This is a genomic window from Enterococcus gilvus ATCC BAA-350, assembly GCF_000407545.1.
Lineage (GTDB): Bacteria > Bacillota > Bacilli > Lactobacillales > Enterococcaceae > Enterococcus_A > Enterococcus_A gilvus.
Genome location: NZ_ASWH01000001.1, coordinates 1,561,339 through 1,584,160 on the forward strand (window position 1 = coordinate 1,561,339; position 22,822 = coordinate 1,584,160).

Here is a 22,822-nt window from a genome sequence, read left to right on the forward strand (position 1 = left end):
AAGGCAGCTTTTAGTCCAACTTATTGCAGTTTATCCCTATTCTCTATTAGAGATAGCTACAGGTTTTACCTGGTAACAAAAAATGAAGATGAAGAAGGAGAGTGAGGAAAGATGAAAAATGAAATTTCAGGAAGAACGCGTTTATCTGGTTTGTATGCTTTGCCTGCCAGGCACAGCTTCTCACCATTGATGCATACTACAGCGTTCCAAACAACGGGGGTTGATGCCGTCTATTTAAGTTTTGATGTTCAACCAGAAAGACTGGAGCAAAGTATTCAAGCGATTCGAGATCTTGAAATGTTAGGAATCAATTTATCGATGCCTCACAAAATGGAAGCCACCAAGTATGTCGATGAGTTAAGTCAAGCCGCGCGTTTGATTGGCGCAATCAACACTATCGTAAATCAAAATGGAAAGTTGGTTGGACATATTACAGATGGGATCGGCTGTATGGAAAGCTTAAAACAGAATGGGATTGAGATCATCGGCAAAAGAATGACGATTCTGGGAGCCGGTGGCGCAGCAACTGCAATTATTACACAAGCAGCAATTGATGGCGTAAAAGCCATTGACGTATTTAATAGAAAAGATGCGTTTTATGAAAAAATAGAACCCAAGTTAGCAATGATCGCTAAAGAAACCCATTGTCAGATCCACCTGCATGACTTGGCAGATGAAAAACAACTAAGTAGCTCTTTAGCGGTCAGTGACTTATTGGTTAATGCGACAACAATTGGAATGGCTCCTGAAACAGAGCAGTCGCCACTACCTAAAGCATCGCTATTAAGACACGACTTACCTGTCTTCGATGTGATCTATCATCCAAGTGAGACTAAATTATTAAAAGATGCAAAAGAAGCTGGAGCAAAAGCAATCAACGGCTTAGACATGCTGCTATATCAGGGTGCCGCAGCTTTCAAATTATGGACAGGTAAAGAAATGCCTGTTGAAAAAATCCAACCGTTATTGGAAGAAACAATCAAAAAATAAAAAGTGAAGGAAGTTATTACGATGATTTTAATTATAAAAAAAGGAATTCAAGAGTCAGAATTGTCACCCATTTTATCCCGCATTAAAGAAGAGGGGCTAGGCGTACAAATCAATCATGGGAAAGATCGTCTAGTTTTAGGATTGTTAGGAGATCCGAAAATCATTCAAAATGTCCCTTTCCAAGCATACAGTGTTGTTGAACGGGCAGTTGCTATTTCAAATACCTACAAGCTAACATCAAGAGAATTCCACCCACAAGATACTGTTGTGGATGTCGACGGAGTAAAGATTGGTGACGGTAGTTTTGTAACAATGGCTGGTCCTTGTTCTGTTGAAGGAGAAGAACAGATCATGGAAACCGCTCGGATGGCAAAAGCTGGTGGCGCAAAAATCCTACGCGGCGGGGCATACAAACCTCGCACTTCCCCATACGCGTTCCAAGGATTGGGAGAAGAAGGGTTAAAAATCATGCGCAAAGCAGCAGATGCTCATGGGTTAAAAGTAATCACTGAAGTAATGGATGAAGCCCATATCGATGTCGTTTCTCAATATGCAGATATCATTCAAATTGGCGCAAGGAATATGCAAAATTTCCGTTTATTAGAGGCTGTTGGGAAAACAGGATTACCAATCGGGTTAAAACGCGGCATTTCAGGAACGATCCAAGAATGGTTGAATGCGGCAGAATACATCGCCGTGCAGGACAATTCGAATATCATTTTCATCGAACGAGGGATTCGTACTTACGAGACTGCCACACGAAACACATTTGACTTAAGCGCTGTTCCATTGATCAAGAAATTGAGTCATTTCCCAATCATTGTTGATCCAAGTCACGGAACGGGTGTATGGGATCTAGTTGCGCCAATGGCTCGTGCGGGGGTCGCTGCTGGAGCTGATGGTATGATCGTTGAGATTCATCCTGCCCCCTTGCATGCATGGTCTGATGGCGAACAATCATTAAATGAGAAAAACTACTTAACGATGATGAGTGAAGTGGAGATTATGGTCGAAGCGATGAAAAAAATCAATGAAGGAACTAAAGAACCTTCACTTATCTGAATCGGGAGGGATTTTCATGGAAATTGTTTTGGCAGATAAAACTTATGAGATCGTTGTGAAGCGAAATGCACTAGATTCCGTTGGAGAGTGGATCGCTTCACTTTGGAAAAATAAAAAAATCGCGATTATCAGTGATGAAAATGTCTTCCCGCTATACGGAGAAAAGATCCAGCAACAATTAACCGCGTATGAGGTCTGTCATTACAACGTGCCAGCAGGAGAAAGCAGCAAATCGTTGGAAATGGCAACTGTCCTTTATGAATTTTTAGCGGATCATCAGTTTACTCGCAGTGATGCGATTATTGCTTTAGGAGGTGGTGTTGTCGGTGATTTAGCTGGCTTCGTCGCATCAACCTATATGCGGGGAATTGCATTTGTGCAAATTCCCACCTCTTTGTTGGCACAAGTCGATTCGAGCATTGGTGGTAAGACGGCGGTCAATTCAAGCAGAGCTAAAAATATGATCGGAACATTTGCTCAACCGGATGGTGTCTTGATTGATCGAGAAACATTATCTACTCTACCAGACGCTCGCGTACGTGAAGGGGTCGCAGAAATCATCAAATGCGGTGCGATAAGTGATGCTTCACTATGGGAAGACCTTGAGAAACTAACAGGAATCCAAGATCTCTTAACACATAGTGAAAGCATCATCACAAAAGCACTAAATGTAAAAAAAGCAGTCGTTGAAGAAGACGAGTTTGATAATGGTTCGCGATTATTATTAAATTTCGGACACACGATTGGACACGCGATCGAAAATACTGTCGGCTATGGAAAAATCAGCCACGGTGAGGCAGTAGCGATAGGAATGGCACAGATATCACAAGTAGCTGAAAATAAAGGCTTATCACCCGTAGGTCTTACTGAAAAAATCAAAGACATGAATCAAAAATACCAGTTACCTATCGCATACCAACCTTGGGAAACTGAAAAATTTTATACTGCGATTACTCATGATAAGAAAGCACGAGGCAGTCATTTGAATATTGTTTTACTTGAAGAAATCGGAAAAGCCTACATTCAGAACATTAAGTTATCAGAAATCAAAGACTTTTTATTAGAAGGGAAGTAGTTTATGCGTTACTTAACAGCTGGAGAATCTCACGGACCAGAATTAACCACGATCATCGAAGGGGTTCCTGCAGGACTAATAGTCTCTGTTGACAAAATCAACGAAGAATTAGCGCGCAGGCAAGGTGGATACGGTCGAGGTGGACGGATGAAGATTGAAAAAGATCAAGTACGTATTACTTCCGGTGTGCGTCATGGCAAAACGTTAGGGTCGCCGATCACTATGATCGTAGAAAACCGTGACTGGAAAAATTGGCAAAAAGTAATGTCTGTGGAGGCAGTAGAAGAAAAAGCTGAAAAATTACGCAGAGTGTCAAAACCACGGCCAGGCCATGCTGATTTAGTTGGCGGGATGAAATACCACCATAGCGATTTGAGAAATGTCTTAGAGCGTTCATCCGCTCGCGAAACAACCATGCGCGTTGCAGTGGGCGCACTGTCTAAACAAATTTTAGCAGCAGTAGATATTGATATTGCAAGTCATGTAGTGATACTTGGAGGCTTGGAAGCTTCGGTACCTGAGAATTTAAGTGTTAAAGAAATTAAAGAGAAAACGTCTGTTTCGGAAGTCAATATGGTTGATGGAACGATTGAGGAAGACGTGAAGAACTTGATTGATCAGACGAAAAAAGCAGGAGATACCATAGGCGGAGTCGTAGAGGTGCGGACAGACAATGTGCCAGCTGGGCTAGGCAGCTACGTTCAATGGGACCGCAAACTGGATGGGAAAATCGCTCAAATTATGATGAGCATCAATGCCTTTAAAGGGGTGGAATTCGGGATGGGGTTCCAAGCTGCTCGTCAGCCTGGATCAACCGTTATGGATGAAATCGTTTGGGATGAAGGATACAGTCGAACAAGCAATCATCTTGGAGGATTCGAAGGTGGGATGACTAACGGGGAACAGATTATCGTTCGTGGGGTCATGAAGCCGATCCCGACATTGTACAAGCCATTGATGAGTGTAGACATCGATACAAAGGAACCCTATAAAGCAAGCGTTGAGCGTTCTGACAGCACGGCCGTTCCAGCAGCTTCAGTTGTTGCAGAACATGTCGTTGCCACAGTTCTAGCTCAAGAAATTCTAGAAAAATTTTCATCTGATACAATGGATGAATTAAAACAAGCAGTGGCAGAATACCGTGAAGCAGTTAAAAATTTTTAAGGAAGAGGGGACGTCTATGAGAAAAAAAGTGTTCGTCTTAGGACTAGGATTAATCGGCGCGTCCCTTTGCAAAGCAATCAAGAATCCTTCGATCGAGTTATACGGATGGGATTACTCAGAAGAAACTCGAGAGATTGCTCGCAAAGTTGGGTTGGTTGATCACATTGCTTCTATTAAAAGAGCATCTGAGATGGATATCATTATCTTAGCCGTCCCGATTTTATCTACCTTGCATTACTTACATGAATTAGCACGTTTGCCATTAAAAAAATCTGTCATCGTAACAGATACTGGCAGTACAAAACATGAAGTAATGAAGCTAGCTAAAACGCTCCCTTTTACTTTTATTGGCGGGCATCCTATGGCAGGCTCGCATAAATCAGGTGTAAAAGCAGGCAATCCAAATCTCTTTGAAGAAGCTTACTATATTTTGACACCAACAGAAGGAACAAATGTTGAACCATTGATGGAGGTACTACAACCGACTCGAGCAAAATTTGTTGTGATCGAACCTGACTCTCATGATGAGATCGTTGGCGTATTGAGCCACTTGCCTCATATCGTGGCATCAGGTTTGGTGAGAATGAGTGATCAATTATCTGACAACCATCCTCGAGCAACACAACTTGCTGCAGGCGGTTTTCGAGATATCACACGAATTGCTTCCTCAGATCCACAAATGTGGACCGATATTTTACTGACCAACCGCTCTACCTTGTTGGACTTGCTGACTGGTTGGCAAGAGGAAATGTCTCAGATACAAAAAAGTTTAATAGAAGAAGACCAGCCAGCAATTTATGACTTCTTCAGCCAAGCGAAACAATCCCGAGATACGTTACCAACAAAAAATCAGGGTGTTATTCCAGCATTCTATGATCTTTATATCGATATTCCTGATATTGCTGGGGCAATTGCGAAGGTAATGACAATCATCAGCGAGGCAGATATCTCAATTATCAACTTGAAGATTCAAGAAACACGGGAAGATATTTTTGGCGTTTTAGAATTATCCTTTAAAAATCAAAAAGACTTGGAAAAAGGGCAAAGATTAATTGAACAAGCAGATTTTCGTTGTCGCAGAAGGAGCTAAACAAATGAAACTACTGAAAACAAAAGCAGGCTTAAAGGGGACGCTAACTGTCCCCGCAGACAAATCGATCTCTCATCGCAGTATCATGTTTGGAGCGATTAGTCATGGGAAAACAACGATCCACAACTTTTTGAGGGCAGAGGATTGTATGAGTACTGTCGCCGTTTTCAAAGAACTGGGTGTTAAGATTAAAGAAGTTGGACAAGATATTCATGTTGAAGGTGTCGGCTTTCAACAGCTAAAAGCACCGAATAAAAACTTAGATGCTGGAAATTCCGGCACAACGATGCGTTTAGTCTTAGGTATTTTAGCGGGTCAGCCTTTTCACTCACAAATATCTGGAGATGCTTCGCTGAATCGGCGCCCGATGGAACGTGTCATGGGGCCTCTTAGATCAATGGGAGGGGAGCTGCAAGGACAAGAAGGCAGTGAATTTCCACCTATTGATATACAAGGGAAAAAGCTATCATCGATTACCTATGAAATGCCGATTGCTAGCGCGCAAGTAAAATCCGCGATCCTTTTTGCAGCACTACAAGCAACGGGAACAACAAAGATTATTGAGAAAGAAAAATCACGAAACCACACTGAAGAAATGATCAAACAATTTGGCGGCACTATTTCTGTTAATGATAAAACGATCACTGTACCCGGTGGACAACAGCTTACAGGACAAGAAGTAACTGTCCCAGGAGATATTTCATCAGCAGCTTTCTACCTTGTGGCAGCCAGTTTGATAGCCGGCAGTGACCTTCATTTAAAGCATGTTGGAGTCAATCCTACTCGTACAGGAATTTTAGATGTTTTAAAAGAAATGGGAGCAGATATCGTAGAAACAGCGATTGATCAAAAAAATCAAGCGGCAGACTTGGCAATTAAAGCAGCACCGCTAAAGGGTGTTGCAATCGGTGGCGAGATCATTCCTCGATTGATTGATGAATTGCCGATTATTGCTTTAGCAGCAACTCAAGCACAGGGAACGACTGTCATTCGTGATGCGCAAGAACTAAAAGTGAAAGAAACAAATCGGATTGATGCGACTGCCCAAGAGTTGAATAAATTAGGGGCTAATGTAGAGCCTACAGAGGATGGTTTGATTATTCATGGACCAACCAAATTACATGGCGGTGTTGTAGATAGTCACGGAGATCATCGGATTGGAATGATGCTTCAAATCACTGCGTTATTAACAGAAGAGACTGTTGAATTAACCAATCCAGAAGCAATCAATATTTCTTATCCAAACTTTTTCACTGATCTAGCGTCTTTAATTTAACCTTTTCTATGATTAGAAAAAATCGGGATTTTTACTTATTAATAAAAATTAAAAAATGAATGGAGAATGTCTAATGGAATCAATCGTCTTAATCGGCTTCATGGGAGCTGGAAAAACTACTATTAGTAAAGAACTTGCCGCTACGTTAAATGCCCGTGTGGTGGATATGGATGATGTGTTGGTTGAACGGATCGGTCAGCCAATCAGCGATTATTTTGATGAACATGGGGAAACATCTTTCCGACAACACGAAACCAATCTCTTAAAAGAAGCATTGAATGAAGAATCCATTATCGCTACAGGTGGAGGCGTCATTTTGCAAAAAGAAAATCAGCATGTGTTATCAGATAAGCTAGTCGTTTACTTAAAGGCAGATGCCAATGTATTAGTCCAACGTATTCGGGAAGATAAAGTAAATGTCCGCCCACTGGCGATCAAGAACGATGATGGTGACTTAAAACGCCTATTCTTCTCTAGAGAGAAATTATACGAGAAATTGGCGAAGATCACAGTAGATACTTCTCAGAAATTACCTGCGGAAATCGTCAATGAAATTATCCATCAGGTAGAGGTCGCTTCCTAATGAAAGTTGGCTATTTAGGACCGCGCGGCTCATTTACCTACAGTGCGGCTGTCAATTTTTTTAAGGAAGAGACATTGCTTCCTTACGAATCGTTGACTGCATTATTAGAAGCACAGCGAAAAGGAGCTTTGGATTATTGTGTGGTACCGATCGAAAATACGATTGAGGGGTCGGTGCTGCCAACATTAGATGTGATCTTCCAAACGTTGCCGACGATTCAAGCGGAAATAGTTTTACCGATTCAGCAGCAGCTGATGGTCCATCCTGTGCATAAAAATGCCTGGCGAGAAATAGAACTGATTTGCAGCCACCAGCAGGCATTGGCGCAATCACAAGTTTTTATAATGAATCATTTTCCGACAGTTGATATCGAGCAAATTGGCTCCACTGCGCAAGGTGCTCAGAAGGTTGCAGAGAACCCTGATAAAAAATATGCAGCGATTGGGCCCAAAGCGGCAGCGGAGCAATTCGGATTAGTCGTTGTTCAAGAAAACGTGCAATCAATCAGTGAAAATGAAACGCGTTTTTGGGTACTTGGCGAAAACGCATTGTCTAGCATACTACCAAAGGGGCCAAATAAGGCGACGATACTTTTCGATTTAGCTTCAGATCATCCTGGGGCTTTGTATCAATGCTTAGAAATTTTTGCTGCTGAAGAAATCAATCTAACAAAAATCGAATCTCGTACACAAAAAACAAAATTGGGTGAATATTTTTTCATCATCGATTTCGTAACTCCAAAAGAACCAAAATTGACTAATGTACTGGAAAAACTAGCGAGGCAGCAGTTTCAAGTGACGCTGATTGGCGACTATCCGACGTACCTTCCAAAAGTTAGAAAATCTTAGTAGTTAAGGTTTTCTAATTTTTTTTGAGAAAAATAAGACAAAGCGTAGAGGATTTGCTATTTTTATACTAATAGTAATGAGATGAAGAGGTGCGTTATGAGCCGAATGGACAAATATAAAAAGATTCACGATGAAAGTCAAAAGGAAGAGAAAAAACCTTTGGGCTTTCGTCGTGAGGTTACAAAGGACCACCCCGTCGAATCGAACCGGTCCGATCATCAAGAAACCTTCAATGAGGAACCCAAGAACTCCTCTTATACACCTGAGGAGGAGTTTTATTACGAAGATCATTATCAAGAGCCTAAAAAGAAACGATTGAGTATTAAATTTCCGACGGTGAAAAATCCTTTCAAACGTAAACAAAAATATCCAACAGATTCCTATGACCAGCAGCCAAAGAAGAAGAAAAGAAAAAGCTGGCGTCGTATCGTTGTCATTCTTTTAGTTGCTATTTTAGGTTATTCTGTCGTTGCTTTTGGCGTAGGAAATTTTGCCGCAACGCATGATTCTTCTATGCCGAAAATGGATACACAGGAATTTAATGGTGCGACTTCGGAAAATGGGAAGAAAAATATTTTGCTCTTAGGCAGTGACACACGTGATAACATCAGCGGGCGTTCTGACTCCATGATGGTTCTGCAATTGGGCGGTTGGGGAAAGCCTAAACTAGTCTCCTTCATGAGAGATATGTACGTGGACATTCCCGGAGTCGGTCAAAATAAATTAAATGCCGCTTATGCTTATGGCGGAGCCGATCTGGTCCGACAAACTTTAAAGCAAAATTTTGGAATTGACTGCCGCTATTATGCCATGGTTGATTTTCAGACTTTTGAAAAAGGGGTAGATGCGCTATTTCCTCGTGGTGTATCCATTGATGCCGAAAAAGATATGAGCTCCTATATTGATGCACCAATTAGTAAAGGACCTCAACGAATGGACGGGCATACACTGCTAAATTATGCGCGTTTCCGTATGGACGAAGAAGGAGATTTTGGTCGTGTCCGTAGGCAACAGCAGGTTATGCAATCTGTCTTTGGTCAAGTGGCTAATCCGTTAGTTTTATTACGTGGACCATACGCTGCAGGGAAAATTTGGGGATATTTATCAACAGATATGTCAAATACGTTTGTATTGGGAAATCTCTTTAATTTCGCGAAAGCTGTTGGCGGAATTGATCGGTTGACACTGCCCGTCGATGGCTCATGGTCTTACATCGATACGAGTAACGCTGGGAGTGCGTTAGCTGTCGATACTGCTGTAAATGCGCAAAAGGCTCAGGAGTTTTTAGGTAAGTAACACAATTCTAATTCCAATGAAACTGAGAGTATGCTATATTATAATTATTGTAAATTTTGATTGAAACGAGGAAACGATTATGAAATTAGCGATCGTGACAGATAGTACCGCCTATCTGAATGAACGCATCCGCAATCATAAAGACTTATTTGTTATCCCGATTCCTGTCATTATTGACGGGCAGCCTTTTGAAGAAGGCATTGATATCGGCTACGAAGAGTTTTATCAAAAATTAAAAAGCAGCAGAGATTTTCCTAAAACTTCACAACCTGTTTTGGGAGAAGTTTACGAATTATATCGCTCCATAAAAGAACAAGGCTATGATACAGTTATTAGTATTCATTTATCTGAAGGGATTTCAGGCTTTGTCCGTACATTGACCGCAATCAAAGAAGATATTAAAGGTCTGCAAGTTATTCCTTATGATTCAAAAATTACCAGTGTTCCAATGGGCTATATGGTGGAAAAAGCGCTGGAAATGAGCGATAATGGCGAATCTTTGGAGGAAACACTGCGAGCAATCGACGATATCCGAGACACGACCAACGCTTACATTATCGTGGATGATTTAGACAATCTAGTTCGTGGCGGACGTCTAACGAATGGTGCGGCGATCATTGGTGGATTATTAAAAATCAAACCGATCCTGACTTTTGAAGATGGAAAAATCGTTCTTGCTGAAAAAATTCGCTCTTTGAAAAAAGCCTTACAACGTACAGAAGAGATCATTGAAGAACGACGTCAAGAAAATGAAAAAGAGCTGCGTATTTTCGTGATCCACGGGAATAACCCCGAGCTCGCACAACAAGAATATGAGAAACTTAGTCAGAAATATCCTGAAGCAAGTATTGATATCGGTACATTTGGACCGGTAATCGGGACTCATTTAGGAGATAAGGCTATTGCCCTTGGCGTAGCGAAATAGCAAAAAACTCACTAACTTTGTTTAGTGAGTTTTTTTTACAGCCAGTAAGCAAGTGTTTGAATGTAAGTTAGTTGCAAAAATGAGAAGAATTGCGTATTCTGGCATCATTAGTAGTTTAGTAATTTACTAAACGAGTACTTATTGTGAGGAGGATATCGTATGAAAATACCAACAAATTTAAAGCATAAACCTGTTTTTCTCGTGGAGGATTACGATAAAATAGATGGCCATAACGCCTGGGACAGTGATGCCAAGGGTCTTACATTAGGATTGGCACAGTGGAACGACCGTGGTCGCGTGGATATCTCAGGGAAAGTCTGGCGTCACACAGGGGAAAAATGGTCACGTCAATCAGAAGAATTACCTATTACCCGTATATTAGACCTGGCTATCTTAGTTGCTCAATCTAGCATTTATCTTCAGGATGCATATCGATATGAAAAATTTTATGATCCAGAAAATCCAAAAGTAGAGATTCTTGGGCTTCAAGGCGGACGAATGGAAGTAAAAGTGGATACTGAAAATCCTAAAATTGATGAAGACATCGTCTTATTCAATGACACGATGAACAAAGACGGCGACCTGATAGCTCAACGTTATCGTACATTGAAACGTTTATTAGACGAATTGGGTTACTAAATCAAACAATGAGGTGAGTTATGATGGAAATGCCTTTTGTAATAACAGAAGGACGGAGATTCACTAAAGTCGAAAAACAAATGATCTGGCGCAAACCAGCCAGTCATAAAACTAGCCAAGAAGAACTGCGAATTGCTTCGGAAATCAAGCTGAACTGGCTTGACCCTGAAATGAAAATTATGAATGTTTTATTAGAAGGAGATGCGGGTTCTGGTAAAACACAGCTTGCACGCGCGCTTTCGGATGATTTGCAGTTGCCTTACACAAAAGTAACTTGTTTTGCGGATATGGATAAGACAGATGTTTTCGGTGCCTTGCTGCCTGTTGTGAGAAGTGATGATGAGGACGATCAAGAGTTGTTAGAAGCAATTTATCAAACGGATTCATTGCAAGAAGTATTGTCTGTCATTGAAAAACATTTTCAAATTGACAGCGATCAAGCAAGAGCGCGATTAAGTACATTGATTGAACGAATAGATCATATAGAGAGCTCGACCACTTTGGAGTACAAATTTTATCCTTCTGAGATCGTTCGTGCGATGCAAAAAGGCTATTTGTTAGAAATTCAAGAACCGACAGTGATACGAGATGCTTCTGTGCTAGTCGCTTTGAATTCCGCATTAGAACCAAATGGGCTATTGAATATTCCAACTGGAATCATTCGCAGACACTCTGATTGTGTTGTCGTTATTACCACAAATCGAAATTATCAAGGAAATCGTCCATTAAATGAATCACTAAGAGACCGAATGCAACACGCAGAAAAAATGGATCTGCCGTCCATTGAGGTAATGATTGCGCGGGCGATCGCCAAAACCAATTTCGCAGACCAGGATTATTTAGAAATTATGGCGGAAATCATTCGCTTGCTGGATGAAACAGCAAAGGCGAATGCAATCAAAGGCGTCGCGGGTATGCGCTCTTATTTCTTTTGGGTCAATAGCTTAAAACAAGGACAAGATCCATTAGAAAGTATTTTTCCAAAAGTACTTTATAAATTAACAACGGACGAAACAGAGTTAAAAATTTTGCAAGAGGCCTTGGAACAAAGCAGACTTTTAACAGAACTACAGCAAGTTAAGAATCAAAAGAAATTGACAAAAGGTCGAAAAATCAGTCAATCCGAAGCGGAACAACGAAATATTTTAGAAGAAGCGGAAGAGGCAACACTGACAAGTGAGCCTACAGAAGCTTCACTTCCTAAAGAGCCGGAAATAGAGGAAGCGGAAGAAATAGCTTCTATTGAAAAAGAGCAACCAGAGGCAGGAACGATCGCCGAAGAGGCTGAACGTGAGGATGCGGAAGCCCAAAGTACAACTGCTTCAATGGATGAGGAAGAAAAAATAGGTTCTGCAATGTCGCTTGAAGAAATGGCAGAGATTGATAGGAATAAACGTAAAGAACTAAATCGTGAGATTCGTGAAAGTTTGAAAGAGACAATTCACGCAAAAGAAGGAACGATTCTTCATCGCCCAGCAATCAATCAGGAAGCGATCCAACAAGGACAAGAATTAACGAAACAGGTCTTGCCTGAAGTCGATAGCCTCAGCCGTGTAATCAATGATTTATTAAATAAAGAGGTCAGCAATGATTATGCCAGCAACAAGTATTATGGATCGCGATTCAACGCTAGTCACGTGGCTTATGGTGATTTACGTAATTTTGATAAGAAGAATCCTCCCGATGAGCAGCCTTCGTTGGCTTTAGCGGTCAGAGTAGATGAATCGGGATCAATGATGCGTGATGACCGGATCGAAAATGCGAAGTTGGCTGCTGTAGCTCTAAGTCTTTTCGCTGAAAGAACGAAGATTCCTTTGATGCTCTATGGTGATTCGGCAGACCTTAGTCAACGAGAAAAAACATCCATTTATTCATACAAAGAGTTTGATGATGGCTATGACTTTATGGCCGCTAAAATTTCCACTATGAAGCCGCGGCAAAACAACCGCGATGGTGTCCCTTTAAAAGTATTAGCAGAAAAATTAAGTCACCAATCTGCCGATACAAAAGTGCTGCTTTCAATCAGTGACGGGCAACCGAAAGCATTGCCTGATTATACAGGAAATAAAGCGAAGCAGGATATTCAAGACGTATTAGACGACTATGAACGAAAGGGTATCTTATTCATTGCCTGTGCGATAGGAGAAGATAAGGAACAATTAAGAGATCTGTACGGCGACAATCATTTCGTTGATATTTCTGATATTTCGACATTGCCTCAACAACTTCTTCAATTGATCGCGCGATTTGTATAATAAAAAAATAACACAACGAGTCTCTAATTCACTCGTTGTGTTATTTTTGATGTTGCGGCTTATTCATAAGTGGCACGCGGCCCACCAATATACTTAGGTCGACTCCGCAAAGATGTCACATGTGCACCGCCTAATTCCTTAATCGATGGACGAACAGGAACTTGTACATATTTTACATGCATGCCGATAGAGGTGTCGCCAATGTCGATTCCTGCTTGTGCAACGATGTGCTCCACTTCAACCGGGTCATTGAATTGCTCGAAAGCAGCGACAGAACAAGAGCCGCCAGCATGCAATGCTGGCTTAACTGAAACGATCTCCCAATCTTTTCTATCGGCAAGCGCGCGCTCGACAACCACCGCTCGATTAATATGTTCGCATCCTTGCACCGCTAAATAAATTTCCTTAGGATCAAGAACTTCTTTTAAAGCTTCAATGACCCATTGGCCCACTTCTTGGCTTGAGTTCTTTCCAATTGTTCCGCCAACGATCTCGCTTGTAGTACAGCCTAGCACGAAGGTATCGCCAGCTCTTAGATTCGCAGCATCAAGCACATCATTGGTAATTGTCTTCAGTTGCTGTTGAATACTTTCTTTTTCCATTTTAGATAACTTCTTTCTATTTAAATTGAGGATGACGCAAAACTCTTTGTAAGGCATGGTAAAGGGGAACCGTCACTGCAATACCGAAGATATTCTGAATACTATTTCCTGGTATCGAAGCCAATCCAGCAGGCCAGCCAAATAAGAGAGCCGTAGCGAACGCGTAGCCAGCGATCATAAATACGCTCGCCAATAAAAATCCAATTGCAAGGCTTCTTTTACTCGGGTATTTATTATAGAGGTACCCTAAGATAAATCCTTGAATACCGTGAATAATAATTGAAAAAATTGCCCACTCTGGATAACCTGAAATCATGTCGATCAGACCACCGCTCAGGGCGCCAACTAGAAAACCGCCACTCGGTCCGAAAAGCAAGGCAGAAGCATAAATTCCCACCTCACAAAGTGTCACAAATCCCTTTGTAGCAGGAATTGGAATGATGAATAGTAGTGAGAGAGTGACCGTCAATGCAATCATCATCGCAAGCTTAGTGAGCTCTTTTGTTTTCATGTGAAGACCTCCGTTTCAATGCGCTCTCCGAACCAGACATTTCCTTCACCGTTTTTTAGGGGGAGGCCTTTTTCGATTCCTCGATACACATAGTCTTTGCTATTTTCAATCGCTTCGATCATTGGTTTGCCTGACACTAAATTCGCTGTGATGGCAGAGGCCAATGTACACCCGGCGCCATTAATAGTCGGAGTGATTAATTTAGGTTTAGTGAAGGAATGGAATTCATTTCCATCATAAAATAAATCTGACGCAAACGCTCCAGAAAAACGTTCACCGCCTTTGATTACCACTGAGTGTGCACCTAAGGAAAGAATTTTTTTTGCTGCATGCTTCATATCCTCCAAGGTTCGAATGGTTTGCTGACTCAATAGTTCTGCTTCCTTCAAATTCGGCGTAACAATGGAGGCAAAAGGGAAGAGCTCGATTAACTTCGCTCGATAACTGCCATTGTAAACATCGTCGGTTTCCTTAAAAGCCATTACAGGGTCTAAAACAATTGGTCCATCGAAGGCACGCAGAAAGGCCTTCACGATTTCTAAAGATTCCAACTGGTGAACTAGACCAACTTTCACACCGTTCAATGCAACGTTTTTTTCTATTGACTGTAACTGATCACGGAGCAATTCAGATGGCAGATCATTTATCTCAAAGTGCCCATCTTTCTCGACTGCTATACAAGTGATCGCTGTCAACCCAAATAGCTGGTAATTCTCGAATGTCTTTAGATCAGATTGTAAGCCGCCGCCAGCTAACGTGTCTGACCCTGCAATAGTCAACACGGTTTTTGTCATAGAATAGCTCCTTATGTTTTTTGTCATTATTGGTATGCCGCTTAAAGGGACATCTTTAATGATTTCAATTATAAAGGGGTGAGGATAAAAATAAACAGCCAATTGGTTGTTTATTAGCTCATCCAATTCTAAGTGCAAATAGTTGTTCCGCGAAAAGAAATACGTTAGCATGTGGATGAGAAAGGGGATCATGTTTATGAAAATATTTGTAGCTGGCGCCACTGGAAGAGTTGGCGAAGAATTAATCAACTATTTAGTGAAACAAGGACACTTTATTTATGCGGGGGCACGTCATGAGGAAACGCTTGATGACAGCACTTCTGTAAAACCCGTTCATTTAGATTTACACGGTAGTGTTGATGAAATCGCCGATACCCTGGGAGATGCAGAAGCCGTCTATTTCGTTGCTGGATCACGAGGAAAGGACCTGCTTCAAACTGATTTATACGGCGCTGTAAAATTAATGCAAGCCGTGGAGCAAAAGGGGATCAAACGCTACATTCATTTGAGTTCGCTTTTCGCTTTGCAACCTGACAAATGGAGCGACACATTGACTGACTATAACATCTCAAAATTCTTCTCTGACCACTGGTTGATCGACAATACAAACTTGAACTACACGATTTTACAACCAGGCAGCTTAAAAGAAATTCCTGGCAGCGGAAAAATAACAACCAATGTCAAAGAAGTAACCGAAAACGCCCTTGAAAATGTATCGGCGGTTTTAGCAGAGTTGCTTGAACAAGAAAACACCTTTAAAAAAGTAATTTTGATGGGGGACGGAAACACACCCATTAAAGAAGCCATCGAATCATTATAAAGAAATAAAACCACTTAGACAGAACGCCTATCTGAGTGGTTTTCTCTTTGCATTATTCAGACGAGGCGAAAAATATTAAATAATTTCTTAGTTTTTCTATTAACTTAATGATAAAATAGAGACTGCTAAAACTAGAATTCGTTGATTAAGGAGAAGCCTTATGAATCTTCAACATATCCATGATTCCACGATCGAAGAGGGGGTTCAAATGATTCGAAAAAGAAAAATTGCGAAATACTATATGAAGGAACAGGGGTTTTCTAAAAAAGAAGCCTACGAGACAGCGAAAAAAACACAACCTGAATTTGTTCAAGCACGCAATACATACCTTGCTTTGTTCAATGAAGCCAAGCCTTTGTTCGCTGATCGAAGCAGAAAAGAAAAAGCGTTGAGAGTTTATCAAGTTTTCAGTACAATCGCTTTGATTTGTTTTGTTCTATGGTTATTCAATAATGGCTATATAAATGGCTCCAGTGTGACAGATAATTTTTTATTGATCGGTTTAGTTATTAATCTGGCAATAGCAAGCTATTTTGATGAAAAAGTTACTGAACGAATCCATATAAAGAAGACCACCGAGCTGTTGAAACATGCTCCCGAGGCAATAGATAAGTTGGCGCAGGTCGAAGAAATCAAGCGCACCATTTTTCGGGCTGAGTATCGAGGAATCAAACTTGTCCAACAGCAAAAGGAAGAAGCAGCTGAACATCCAGTAGAAGAACAGCCAAAAATACTTTCACTAGAAAAGATAAGAGCCTTGCGCTCAAAAATAAAAAAATAGCCAATTGCGCAGAATGAACGCGTAGATGGCTATTTTTGTTTTGTCATTTTGAGAACTAGTATAAGCAAGCATGCAGAGAATCTGTTTTAAATTTCACATGAGGGCAAAATCTTAACTCAAGAATTTCCATGATGCGATCAAATCTAAAATAAATGGCATTATCAAAATGATCAACGATCACTTTTAAAAAATAAGTAAATGAATCAAAGATAAAAATGATTTGATAATAAAAAATCCGGCAACGAATTAAATGTCGATCGAATCTAAATAAAGTCATTTAGAAAAATCTAGTAATAAGAAGTAAAAAATGATTGAAACTTAAAAAATACATGTAAAAACTAAAAAGAAGACTAAAATGATCTGGAGTCGGAAATCGATTGAATCAGGAGCTTAATTAGATATGAACTGATAGTTTTATACTATTTAACTTTGTTTAATGTATATTATGTAAACTAAAATAAAAAATTTAAAGCTGACTGAATTTAGTCAGCTTTAAATCTAGTAATAGAAATGAATCCGTTTATCGTTTGCTTTCTTGCAGCATCTTGGACATATTGCCATAACCCAACTCATGGGCATAATCTTTTGCGGATTTGCCATAATTATCTTTGATATCTGGATTTGCCCCGTGTTTAAGTAATTCTGAGACAATATCTTGGTAAACTTGCGAACCGTCTCTTAATGCAACAGCTTCAATCAATGCTGTGTATCCATAGTTGTTTTGATGATTGATATTCACATTTCCATCCGCTAACAGCAATTTTACATTCTCGAGATGGCCTTTTTCAGCAGCTGGAATCAACGCATTGCCACCAAAACGATTTGTGATTTGTTGATTCGGCTGACTATGTGACAACATATATGACAAAATTTCAGTTCTACCTTCTGCGCCAGCATAAAGATACGCGCTGTCTTTCTTAGCATCCTGCTTGTTGACATCAGCTCCAGCGTCTATCAAGAGTTTTGCGAGATCGATTTGATTATTATGAACCGCAATCAGTAAAGGGGTTTCTCCATTCGCGTTCACTTCATCAATCATATTTGGGCTTGATTTTAAGATTTCGGTCACTTTTGCTGTATCATTTGCTGATACGGATTGAATCAGGCTTCCTGGTACGTTTGTCATTGACTGTTCCTCCTTTGATTGTGTTGTGTTCGTCGAAGAAACGAGTGACGAGGTAGAATCTTTCGTTGTTGTTGATTTAGAAACTGCTTTTTCAGCAGATGATGAGCTATTTGCTGCGTTATTATTTTGTGATGCTTGTTGGCAGCCACTCAAAACGAATAATAAAGCTGTAATTGCTAATATTTTTTTCAAGAGACTCCTCCTTCTCTATAAATATTGTGTTTATAATTCACCTGTTAAAAATTGAGCCTTCCCAAAACCGAAGCTTCAATCCTCATCTGAATTGACTGTCAAATTGATCATGACATCTTCAGCTCTTATTCCGACCTGTTCATTTAATTCCCGAACTAATTCTGAATAGAAGGCTTTTTTCTCTTCTGTTGTTCGTGGTCGAGTCGTCAAGCTGAAAACAAGTACTTGGTTCGTCCGATCGAACCCTAACCCCGTGTCTAAAATTTGCATTTCGTGAGGTTCATGCTGTGTAACTATCTGATAGCGATCCCCCGATGGTGCGTGAAACGTTTCTAACATCACGTGATAAGAGATATCCAGGATTTCTTTGATCTCCTTATCTGTGCGTCCTTTGATCATATCGATTTTCATTAACGGCATTAGAGCATCCCCCTTTATTGTATTCGCTGATTATATCATTTTGAAAATCGTTCAGTGAAATGGAAGCTCTCACCTTCAAAAGACTAAAGAAATTCTTCAAAAGTCATTGATTCTTAAGAATTATTTATATTCGGATTAGAATCTGTTTGGGATATTGATATATCAGCATTTTTGACTGGGTTCAGTTTGACCTTCACTCGAAAAACCGATAAACTATTTAAGAATATGGAAAATAACTCTAAGGAGCATGCAAATGTCTCATTTAAAAAAATATAGTCAGTTTATTAAAACACGAATTGGTTTTTTCAGTTTATTGCTTGGTTTATTATGGCTGAAAAATATGTTTGCCTATGTCATTGATTTTCATTTAGGCATACAAAGTCTTATGCAATTTATTATTTTGATTGTAAATCCATTGAGCGTCTCTATGTTATTGCTCAGCATTGGCCTGTTTATCAAACGATCGAAAGTCGCGTATGGAACCCTTTTTGTCATCTATGCGCTGCTGACCATTTGGCTCTTTTCAAATGCAGTGTATTACCGTGAATTTACAGATTTCATTACGATCAATACGATGTTGGGCGCGGGTCAGGTTTCCACCGGTTTAGGTGAAAGTGCTGTTCGTCTCTTTCGTTGGTATGATGTGTTTTACATTTTAGATTTGATTGTAATCCCACTTCTGTTGTTCAAAAAGAAGATTCCTATAACAGACGATTATCCAAGATTTCGACAGGCGGCGGCTTTATCAGCCCTTTCTCTCTTGATCGGAAGTGGAAATATTTTCTTAGCCGAGATCGATCGCTCTGGCCTGCTGAGTCGGCAATTTTCTCGCGAATATTTAGTAAAATACTTAGGTGTAAATGCCTTTACCCTTTATGACAGTTACCAAACATATCAAAATAACCAAATCCGCGCAGAAGCTAGCCCAAATGATTTGAAGGAAGTACAGAGTTATGTGAAAGACCATTATGCAAAACCGAATGATTCCATGTTCGGCGTTGCTAAGGGAAAGAATGTTGTCTACATCCATCTGGAAAGCTTCCAGCAGTTTTTACTGGATTATCAGCTTACGGATGAAAATGGCGTCAATCATACAGTGACCCCTTTCTTAAATAGTCTTTATCACGGGGAAAGTACCTATAGCTTTGATAATTTCTTCCATCAAGTCAAAGCCGGTAAAACATCTGACGCTGAAACGTTGATGGAAAATTCCTTGTTTGGTCTAAACCAAGGGGCATTATTTACGCAAATGGGCGATAAAAATACTTTTGAAGCAGCACCGAATATTTTAAAACAAAAAGCGGATTATACGTCAGCCGTGTTCCATGGTCATTCAGCTTCTTTCTGGAACCGCGACAAAACATACAAGCATTTAGGGTTCGACTATTTCTTTGATTCTTCTTATTACGATATCAACGATGACAATTCGTTTCAGTATGGCATGCATGACAAACCATTCTTGAATCAATCTGTTCAATATTTAGAGCATCTACAGCAGCCTTTTTATGCCAAATTTATTACGGTTTCAAATCACTATCCTTATTCTCGCTTTAAAAATGAAGAAGACGGCTTCCCATTAGCGAATACGAAGGATGAAACCATCAATGGGTACTTTGCTACAGCCAACTATTTAGATACAGCGTTAAAGGAATTCTTTGATTACATGAAAGCCAGCGGTCTATATGACGACTCGATCTTTGTACTGTATGGCGATCATTACGGAATTTCTAACACACGAAATAAAGATTTGGCGCCGTTATTAGGAAAAGATTCGGATACGTGGACTGATTATGACAATGCGCAATTGCAGCGTGTTCCTTTTATGATTCATGTACCTGGTGTGACAAATGGCGGTATCAATCATACTTATGGCGGCCAAGTCGATGCACTCCCTACTCTGCTTCATTTATTAGGTCTTGATTCGAAAAATTATTTGCAATTAGGGCAAGATTTATTCTCGGCAGACCACAAGCAGGTCGTTGCTTTTCGTGATGGTGATTTTGTTACCCCTGAATACACATTCTATGGCGGCAAAGTGTATGACAATCAAACCGCTCAAGTCATTAGCGAACCAACTCCTGAGCAGGAGAAATTATTTGTCGAGCTCAATCAAGATGTTGATCAGCAATTGATCACTTCTGATAAAATCACGAATGGTGATCTGTTAAGGTATTACCAAGATAGCGGATTGACCTCTATTAATCCAAATGACTTTGACTACCGTGATCAAAAAGCCCGATTAGAAGAAATCGAGCGCCAAAAGGGAGCAAATTCTTCTAGTCTGTATAGTGAAAACAATCAAAAGTCAACGGATGGTCTTTATAAGACGAAAACCTATCAGCAATACGAATAATTCAAACAGACCTCCAAATTTTATTGGAGGTCTGTTTTTTAGTTTTGTTGTCTTTTCAGCGCTTCATTTCTCAATTTGCGTTGTGCTTTTTTTGATCCACGATCAATGTCTCGTCGTTCCTTCCGAACGTGGAAATCTTCGAATAGGGTTTCAAGGTCATATTCTACCGGATAAAGTTCTGCCGCTCGAAATTCAAGTGCGATTCGTCGTTTCGGAACTTCAATAAATTCTCCATCGAGATACACCTTTACGTTCTCCGAGAGAGGCATTTCCTGATAAACTAGCGCAGATGTTTGTTTTTCTAATAAAAATACCTTGTCTCCTTTGTAATAACTTTTTTCGACGGTCTCTGATTTTTCATTTTTAGTATTACGTTTCTTTTTCACGCTTATTTTATTCAGATCATACGTACGATCTGAAAAGTAACGTTGTGCCTTCCCGAGAATTTGATCGGAAATAGCCATTTTTTTCGCAATCCATAGCGCATTGCTTTCCCCCGTTTGGCCAATCAATAACCGATACTTCGGAGTTAAATGCTCTGCGTCAAAATCCATAGCTGCTGTAATAAAATCTGGGTGCAGCTCTGCAAATCGTTTAATCTCACCATAGTGCGTCGTCGTGATCAATATGCTGCCCTTTTGATAGAACTCTTCCATGATCGCAATCGCGAGTGCAGCCCCTTCATTTGGTTCTGTTCCGCTGCCCAGCTCATCCAATAAGATCAAACTATTTTTTCGAGTCACTCGAAGAATCTCAGAGATGTTTTGCATATGACCAGAAAATGTACTTAAAGCATTTTCTATACTCTGGGCGTCACCTATGTCAACGAATAGTTGATCGAAAATTGCGATTTCTGTGCCCTCTTTTGCCGGGATCTGCAAGCCGATCATCGTCATCAGACTCATGAGTGCAACAGTCTTTAATACGACTGTTTTTCCCCCTGCGTTCGGACCAGTGATCGTTAAGCCGCGATATGTTTTCCCAATCGCTAAATCAAGAGGCACAGCCTTCTCAATTAATGGATGAGTTGCCGCACGTAAATAAATATAGCCATCGTCATTTAGTTTAGGCGTGATCCCTTTTAGTTCTCGACTGAATTTTCCTCGAGCAAAAATATGGTCAAACTCTGCAATGATCTCAATATTTTGATGAATCGCAGGCAAAGCTTCTGACAGAATACCTGTTAACGTTGCTAAGATTTGATAAACTTCGGATTCTTCTATCATCTTATGATAAACCAATTGCTCATTCCAGCGACTAACACTGTTAGGCTCTATATATGCCGTAGTCCCTTTACTAGAAAGCTCAACAATGGTTCCTTTAACTTGCTTCTTATAGGACGATTTGATCGGTATAGTAAATACGTCATTTCGTTTTGTAATGATTGCTTCTTGTAATTTTTCTTTATTTTGGCGAACAAATTTTTTCAGCAGGTCCTGAATTTTGTCTTCCGTTTCAGCAATATCGCGTCTTGCTCTTCTTAATTCTCTGCTTGCGTCATCAATGATTCGACCATTTCGAATCACCTGATAGATCTCTTCTTCAATCTCATGAAAGTCATTCAGTCCTTGACCATAACGATTTAACAGCGGAGCAATGCTTTGATTTTTTTCAAAGAATTGCCGAATCAAGCGTAGACTACGTAAAAAATCTGCGTATTCCATAAGCTCCTGTGGCGTAAGAACAAACCCTTTTTCAAGTTGATTGGTCACATGTTCGATGCTTTGCAGTCCCATAAATGGCACGTGGAGATTACTATCGAGCAATTGCCTAGCTTCCGTCGTTTCCGTCAATCTTTTTTCTACAACAGACAACTTTGAATGCGGCTGCGTGTCAGCAATTCGTCTTTTCCCAAAGCTGCTGATGGCGTAACTGCCTAGTTGATGTTTAATATCGGTAAATTGTGTTTTAATGTATGTTTCGTTTGTCATTCGTCTCTTCCTTTCGATCGAAGAGATACCTATTCCAGCTAGGAAACTTAATAAGGAATATTATTGAACTGAACACTCCATTTAAAAGC

21 protein-coding genes are annotated in these 22,822 nt (G+C 40.2%); 15 read left to right on the forward strand and 6 right to left on the reverse strand.

Annotation, left to right across the window (positions count from 1 at the left end; translation table 11 throughout):
• The first annotated feature begins 111 nt into the window (after positions 1-111).
• From I592_RS07735 to I592_RS07790, 12 genes are all read left to right on the forward strand, one after another.
• Positions 112-990: a shikimate dehydrogenase gene (locus I592_RS07735; RefSeq protein ID WP_010780763.1), complete on the forward strand. Its 879-nt coding sequence runs from the start codon at positions 112-114 to the stop codon at positions 988-990.
• A 21-nt stretch (positions 991-1,011) separates the two neighbouring features.
• On the forward strand, positions 1,012-2,052 hold the full coding sequence (aroF, locus tag I592_RS07740; RefSeq protein ID WP_010780762.1) for a 3-deoxy-7-phosphoheptulonate synthase: 1,041 nt from the start codon (positions 1,012-1,014) through the stop codon (positions 2,050-2,052).
• Between the two features lie 16 nt (positions 2,053-2,068).
• Positions 2,069-3,127, forward strand: coding sequence for a 3-dehydroquinate synthase (aroB, locus tag I592_RS07745; protein ID WP_010780761.1), 1,059 nt, complete (start codon positions 2,069-2,071; stop codon positions 3,125-3,127).
• A gap of 3 nt (positions 3,128-3,130) precedes the next feature.
• The gene (gene aroC / locus I592_RS07750) at positions 3,131-4,291 is read left to right on the forward strand and encodes a chorismate synthase (protein ID WP_010780760.1); all 1,161 of its coding nucleotides are present in this window, start codon (positions 3,131-3,133) and stop codon (positions 4,289-4,291) included.
• A 16-nt stretch (positions 4,292-4,307) separates the two neighbouring features.
• Complete coding sequence (locus tag I592_RS07755) at positions 4,308-5,381, forward strand: prephenate dehydrogenase (protein WP_010780759.1); 1,074 nt, start codon at positions 4,308-4,310, stop codon at positions 5,379-5,381.
• Between the two features lie 4 nt (positions 5,382-5,385).
• The gene (gene aroA, locus I592_RS07760; protein WP_010780758.1) at positions 5,386-6,657 is read left to right on the forward strand and encodes a 3-phosphoshikimate 1-carboxyvinyltransferase; all 1,272 of its coding nucleotides are present in this window, start codon (positions 5,386-5,388) and stop codon (positions 6,655-6,657) included.
• A gap of 73 nt (positions 6,658-6,730) precedes the next feature.
• The gene (locus I592_RS07765; protein ID WP_010780757.1) at positions 6,731-7,240 is read left to right on the forward strand and encodes a shikimate kinase; all 510 of its coding nucleotides are present in this window, start codon (positions 6,731-6,733) and stop codon (positions 7,238-7,240) included.
• The gene (pheA, locus tag I592_RS07770) at positions 7,240-8,088 is read left to right on the forward strand and encodes a prephenate dehydratase (protein WP_010780756.1); all 849 of its coding nucleotides are present in this window, start codon (positions 7,240-7,242) and stop codon (positions 8,086-8,088) included. The genes I592_RS07765 and pheA overlap by 1 nt, the downstream gene beginning before the upstream one ends.
• 96 nt (positions 8,089-8,184) lie before the next feature.
• Positions 8,185-9,384 carry an LCP family protein gene (locus I592_RS07775; protein WP_010780755.1) on the forward strand — a complete coding sequence of 400 codons (1,200 nt, stop codon included), beginning with the start codon at positions 8,185-8,187 and terminating at the stop codon, positions 9,382-9,384.
• Between the two features lie 79 nt (positions 9,385-9,463).
• Positions 9,464-10,309, forward strand: coding sequence for a DegV family protein (locus I592_RS07780; protein ID WP_010780754.1), 846 nt, complete (start codon positions 9,464-9,466; stop codon positions 10,307-10,309).
• 159 nt (positions 10,310-10,468) lie between these two features.
• Positions 10,469-10,948: a DUF6530 family protein gene (locus I592_RS07785; RefSeq protein ID WP_010780753.1), complete on the forward strand. Its 480-nt coding sequence runs from the start codon at positions 10,469-10,471 to the stop codon at positions 10,946-10,948.
• A 23-nt stretch (positions 10,949-10,971) separates the two neighbouring features.
• Positions 10,972-13,203 (forward strand): AAA family ATPase, encoded by a 2,232-nt coding sequence (locus I592_RS07790; protein ID WP_044926504.1) that lies wholly within the window; start codon positions 10,972-10,974, stop codon positions 13,201-13,203.
• 59 nt (positions 13,204-13,262) lie between these two features.
• Here the strand turns inward: I592_RS07790 and I592_RS07795 are convergent, their stop codons facing one another.
• The 3 genes from I592_RS07795 to I592_RS07805 are packed head-to-tail and all read right to left on the reverse strand — an operon-like array spanning position 13,263 to position 15,110.
• Positions 13,263-13,805: a TIGR01440 family protein gene (locus I592_RS07795; protein ID WP_010780751.1), complete on the reverse strand. Its 543-nt coding sequence runs from the start codon at positions 13,803-13,805 to the stop codon at positions 13,263-13,265.
• Positions 13,806-13,821: 16 nt separating this feature from the next.
• Positions 13,822-14,316: an ECF transporter S component gene (locus I592_RS07800; protein WP_010780750.1), complete on the reverse strand. Its 495-nt coding sequence runs from the start codon at positions 14,314-14,316 to the stop codon at positions 13,822-13,824.
• Positions 14,313-15,110 carry a bifunctional hydroxymethylpyrimidine kinase/phosphomethylpyrimidine kinase gene (locus I592_RS07805; RefSeq protein ID WP_010780749.1) on the reverse strand — a complete coding sequence of 266 codons (798 nt, stop codon included), beginning with the start codon at positions 15,108-15,110 and terminating at the stop codon, positions 14,313-14,315. Before I592_RS07805 ends, I592_RS07800 begins: the two co-directional genes overlap by 4 nt.
• 196 nt (positions 15,111-15,306) lie before the next feature.
• Between I592_RS07805 and I592_RS07810 the strand changes: the two genes are divergently transcribed.
• Positions 15,307-15,930: an NAD(P)H-binding protein gene (locus tag I592_RS07810; protein WP_010780748.1), complete on the forward strand. Its 624-nt coding sequence runs from the start codon at positions 15,307-15,309 to the stop codon at positions 15,928-15,930.
• Between the two features lie 160 nt (positions 15,931-16,090).
• Positions 16,091-16,711 carry a hypothetical protein gene (locus tag I592_RS07815; RefSeq protein ID WP_010780747.1) on the forward strand — a complete coding sequence of 207 codons (621 nt, stop codon included), beginning with the start codon at positions 16,091-16,093 and terminating at the stop codon, positions 16,709-16,711.
• A 520-nt stretch (positions 16,712-17,231) separates the two neighbouring features.
• On the opposite strand, the gene I592_RS20950 is transcribed toward I592_RS07815, so the two are convergent.
• Both I592_RS20950 and I592_RS07825 read right to left on the reverse strand, forming a co-directional pair.
• Positions 17,232-18,029: an ankyrin repeat domain-containing protein gene (locus I592_RS20950; protein WP_010780746.1), complete on the reverse strand. Its 798-nt coding sequence runs from the start codon at positions 18,027-18,029 to the stop codon at positions 17,232-17,234.
• Between the two features lie 75 nt (positions 18,030-18,104).
• Complete coding sequence (locus I592_RS07825) at positions 18,105-18,449, reverse strand: tautomerase family protein (RefSeq protein WP_010780745.1); 345 nt, start codon at positions 18,447-18,449, stop codon at positions 18,105-18,107.
• A gap of 253 nt (positions 18,450-18,702) precedes the next feature.
• Between I592_RS07825 and I592_RS07830 the strand changes: the two genes are divergently transcribed.
• Positions 18,703-20,802 (forward strand): LTA synthase family protein, encoded by a 2,100-nt coding sequence (locus tag I592_RS07830; RefSeq protein WP_010780744.1) that lies wholly within the window; start codon positions 18,703-18,705, stop codon positions 20,800-20,802.
• A 38-nt stretch (positions 20,803-20,840) separates the two neighbouring features.
• Here the strand turns inward: I592_RS07830 and I592_RS07835 are convergent, their stop codons facing one another.
• Positions 20,841-22,733, reverse strand: a complete 1,893-nt coding sequence (locus I592_RS07835; RefSeq protein WP_010780743.1) for an endonuclease MutS2 — start codon at positions 22,731-22,733, stop codon at positions 20,841-20,843.
• Between the last annotated feature and the right edge of the window lie 89 nt (positions 22,734-22,822).

Excerpts from the sequence above, each read along its gene's own strand:
- I592_RS07735 (WP_010780763.1), top strand. The coding sequence starts at position 112 with ATGAAAAATGAAATTTCAGGAAGAACGCGTTTATCTGGTTTGTATGCT.
- aroF (WP_010780762.1), top strand. The coding sequence starts at position 1,012 with ATGATTTTAATTATAAAAAAAGGAATTCAAGAGTCAGAATTGTCACCC.
- aroB (WP_010780761.1), top strand. The coding sequence starts at position 2,069 with ATGGAAATTGTTTTGGCAGATAAAACTTATGAGATCGTTGTGAAGCGA.
- aroC (WP_010780760.1), top strand. The coding sequence starts at position 3,131 with ATGCGTTACTTAACAGCTGGAGAATCTCACGGACCAGAATTAACCACG.
- I592_RS07755 (WP_010780759.1), top strand. The coding sequence starts at position 4,308 with ATGAGAAAAAAAGTGTTCGTCTTAGGACTAGGATTAATCGGCGCGTCC.
- aroA (WP_010780758.1), top strand. The coding sequence starts at position 5,386 with ATGAAACTACTGAAAACAAAAGCAGGCTTAAAGGGGACGCTAACTGTC.
- I592_RS07765 (WP_010780757.1), top strand. The coding sequence starts at position 6,731 with ATGGAATCAATCGTCTTAATCGGCTTCATGGGAGCTGGAAAAACTACT.
- pheA (WP_010780756.1), top strand. The coding sequence starts at position 7,240 with ATGAAAGTTGGCTATTTAGGACCGCGCGGCTCATTTACCTACAGTGCG.
- I592_RS07775 (WP_010780755.1), top strand. The coding sequence starts at position 8,185 with ATGAGCCGAATGGACAAATATAAAAAGATTCACGATGAAAGTCAAAAG.
- I592_RS07780 (WP_010780754.1), top strand. The coding sequence starts at position 9,464 with ATGAAATTAGCGATCGTGACAGATAGTACCGCCTATCTGAATGAACGC.
- I592_RS07785 (WP_010780753.1), top strand. The coding sequence starts at position 10,469 with ATGAAAATACCAACAAATTTAAAGCATAAACCTGTTTTTCTCGTGGAG.
- I592_RS07790 (WP_044926504.1), top strand. The coding sequence starts at position 10,972 with ATGGAAATGCCTTTTGTAATAACAGAAGGACGGAGATTCACTAAAGTC.
- I592_RS07795 (WP_010780751.1), bottom strand. The coding sequence starts at position 13,805 with ATGGAAAAAGAAAGTATTCAACAGCAACTGAAGACAATTACCAATGAT.
- I592_RS07800 (WP_010780750.1), bottom strand. The coding sequence starts at position 14,316 with ATGAAAACAAAAGAGCTCACTAAGCTTGCGATGATGATTGCATTGACG.
- I592_RS07805 (WP_010780749.1), bottom strand. The coding sequence starts at position 15,110 with ATGACAAAAACCGTGTTGACTATTGCAGGGTCAGACACGTTAGCTGGC.
- I592_RS07810 (WP_010780748.1), top strand. The coding sequence starts at position 15,307 with ATGAAAATATTTGTAGCTGGCGCCACTGGAAGAGTTGGCGAAGAATTA.
- I592_RS07815 (WP_010780747.1), top strand. The coding sequence starts at position 16,091 with ATGAATCTTCAACATATCCATGATTCCACGATCGAAGAGGGGGTTCAA.
- I592_RS07825 (WP_010780745.1), bottom strand. The coding sequence starts at position 18,449 with ATGCCGTTAATGAAAATCGATATGATCAAAGGACGCACAGATAAGGAG.
- I592_RS07830 (WP_010780744.1), top strand. The coding sequence starts at position 18,703 with ATGTCTCATTTAAAAAAATATAGTCAGTTTATTAAAACACGAATTGGT.
- I592_RS07835 (WP_010780743.1), bottom strand. The coding sequence starts at position 22,733 with ATGACAAACGAAACATACATTAAAACACAATTTACCGATATTAAACAT.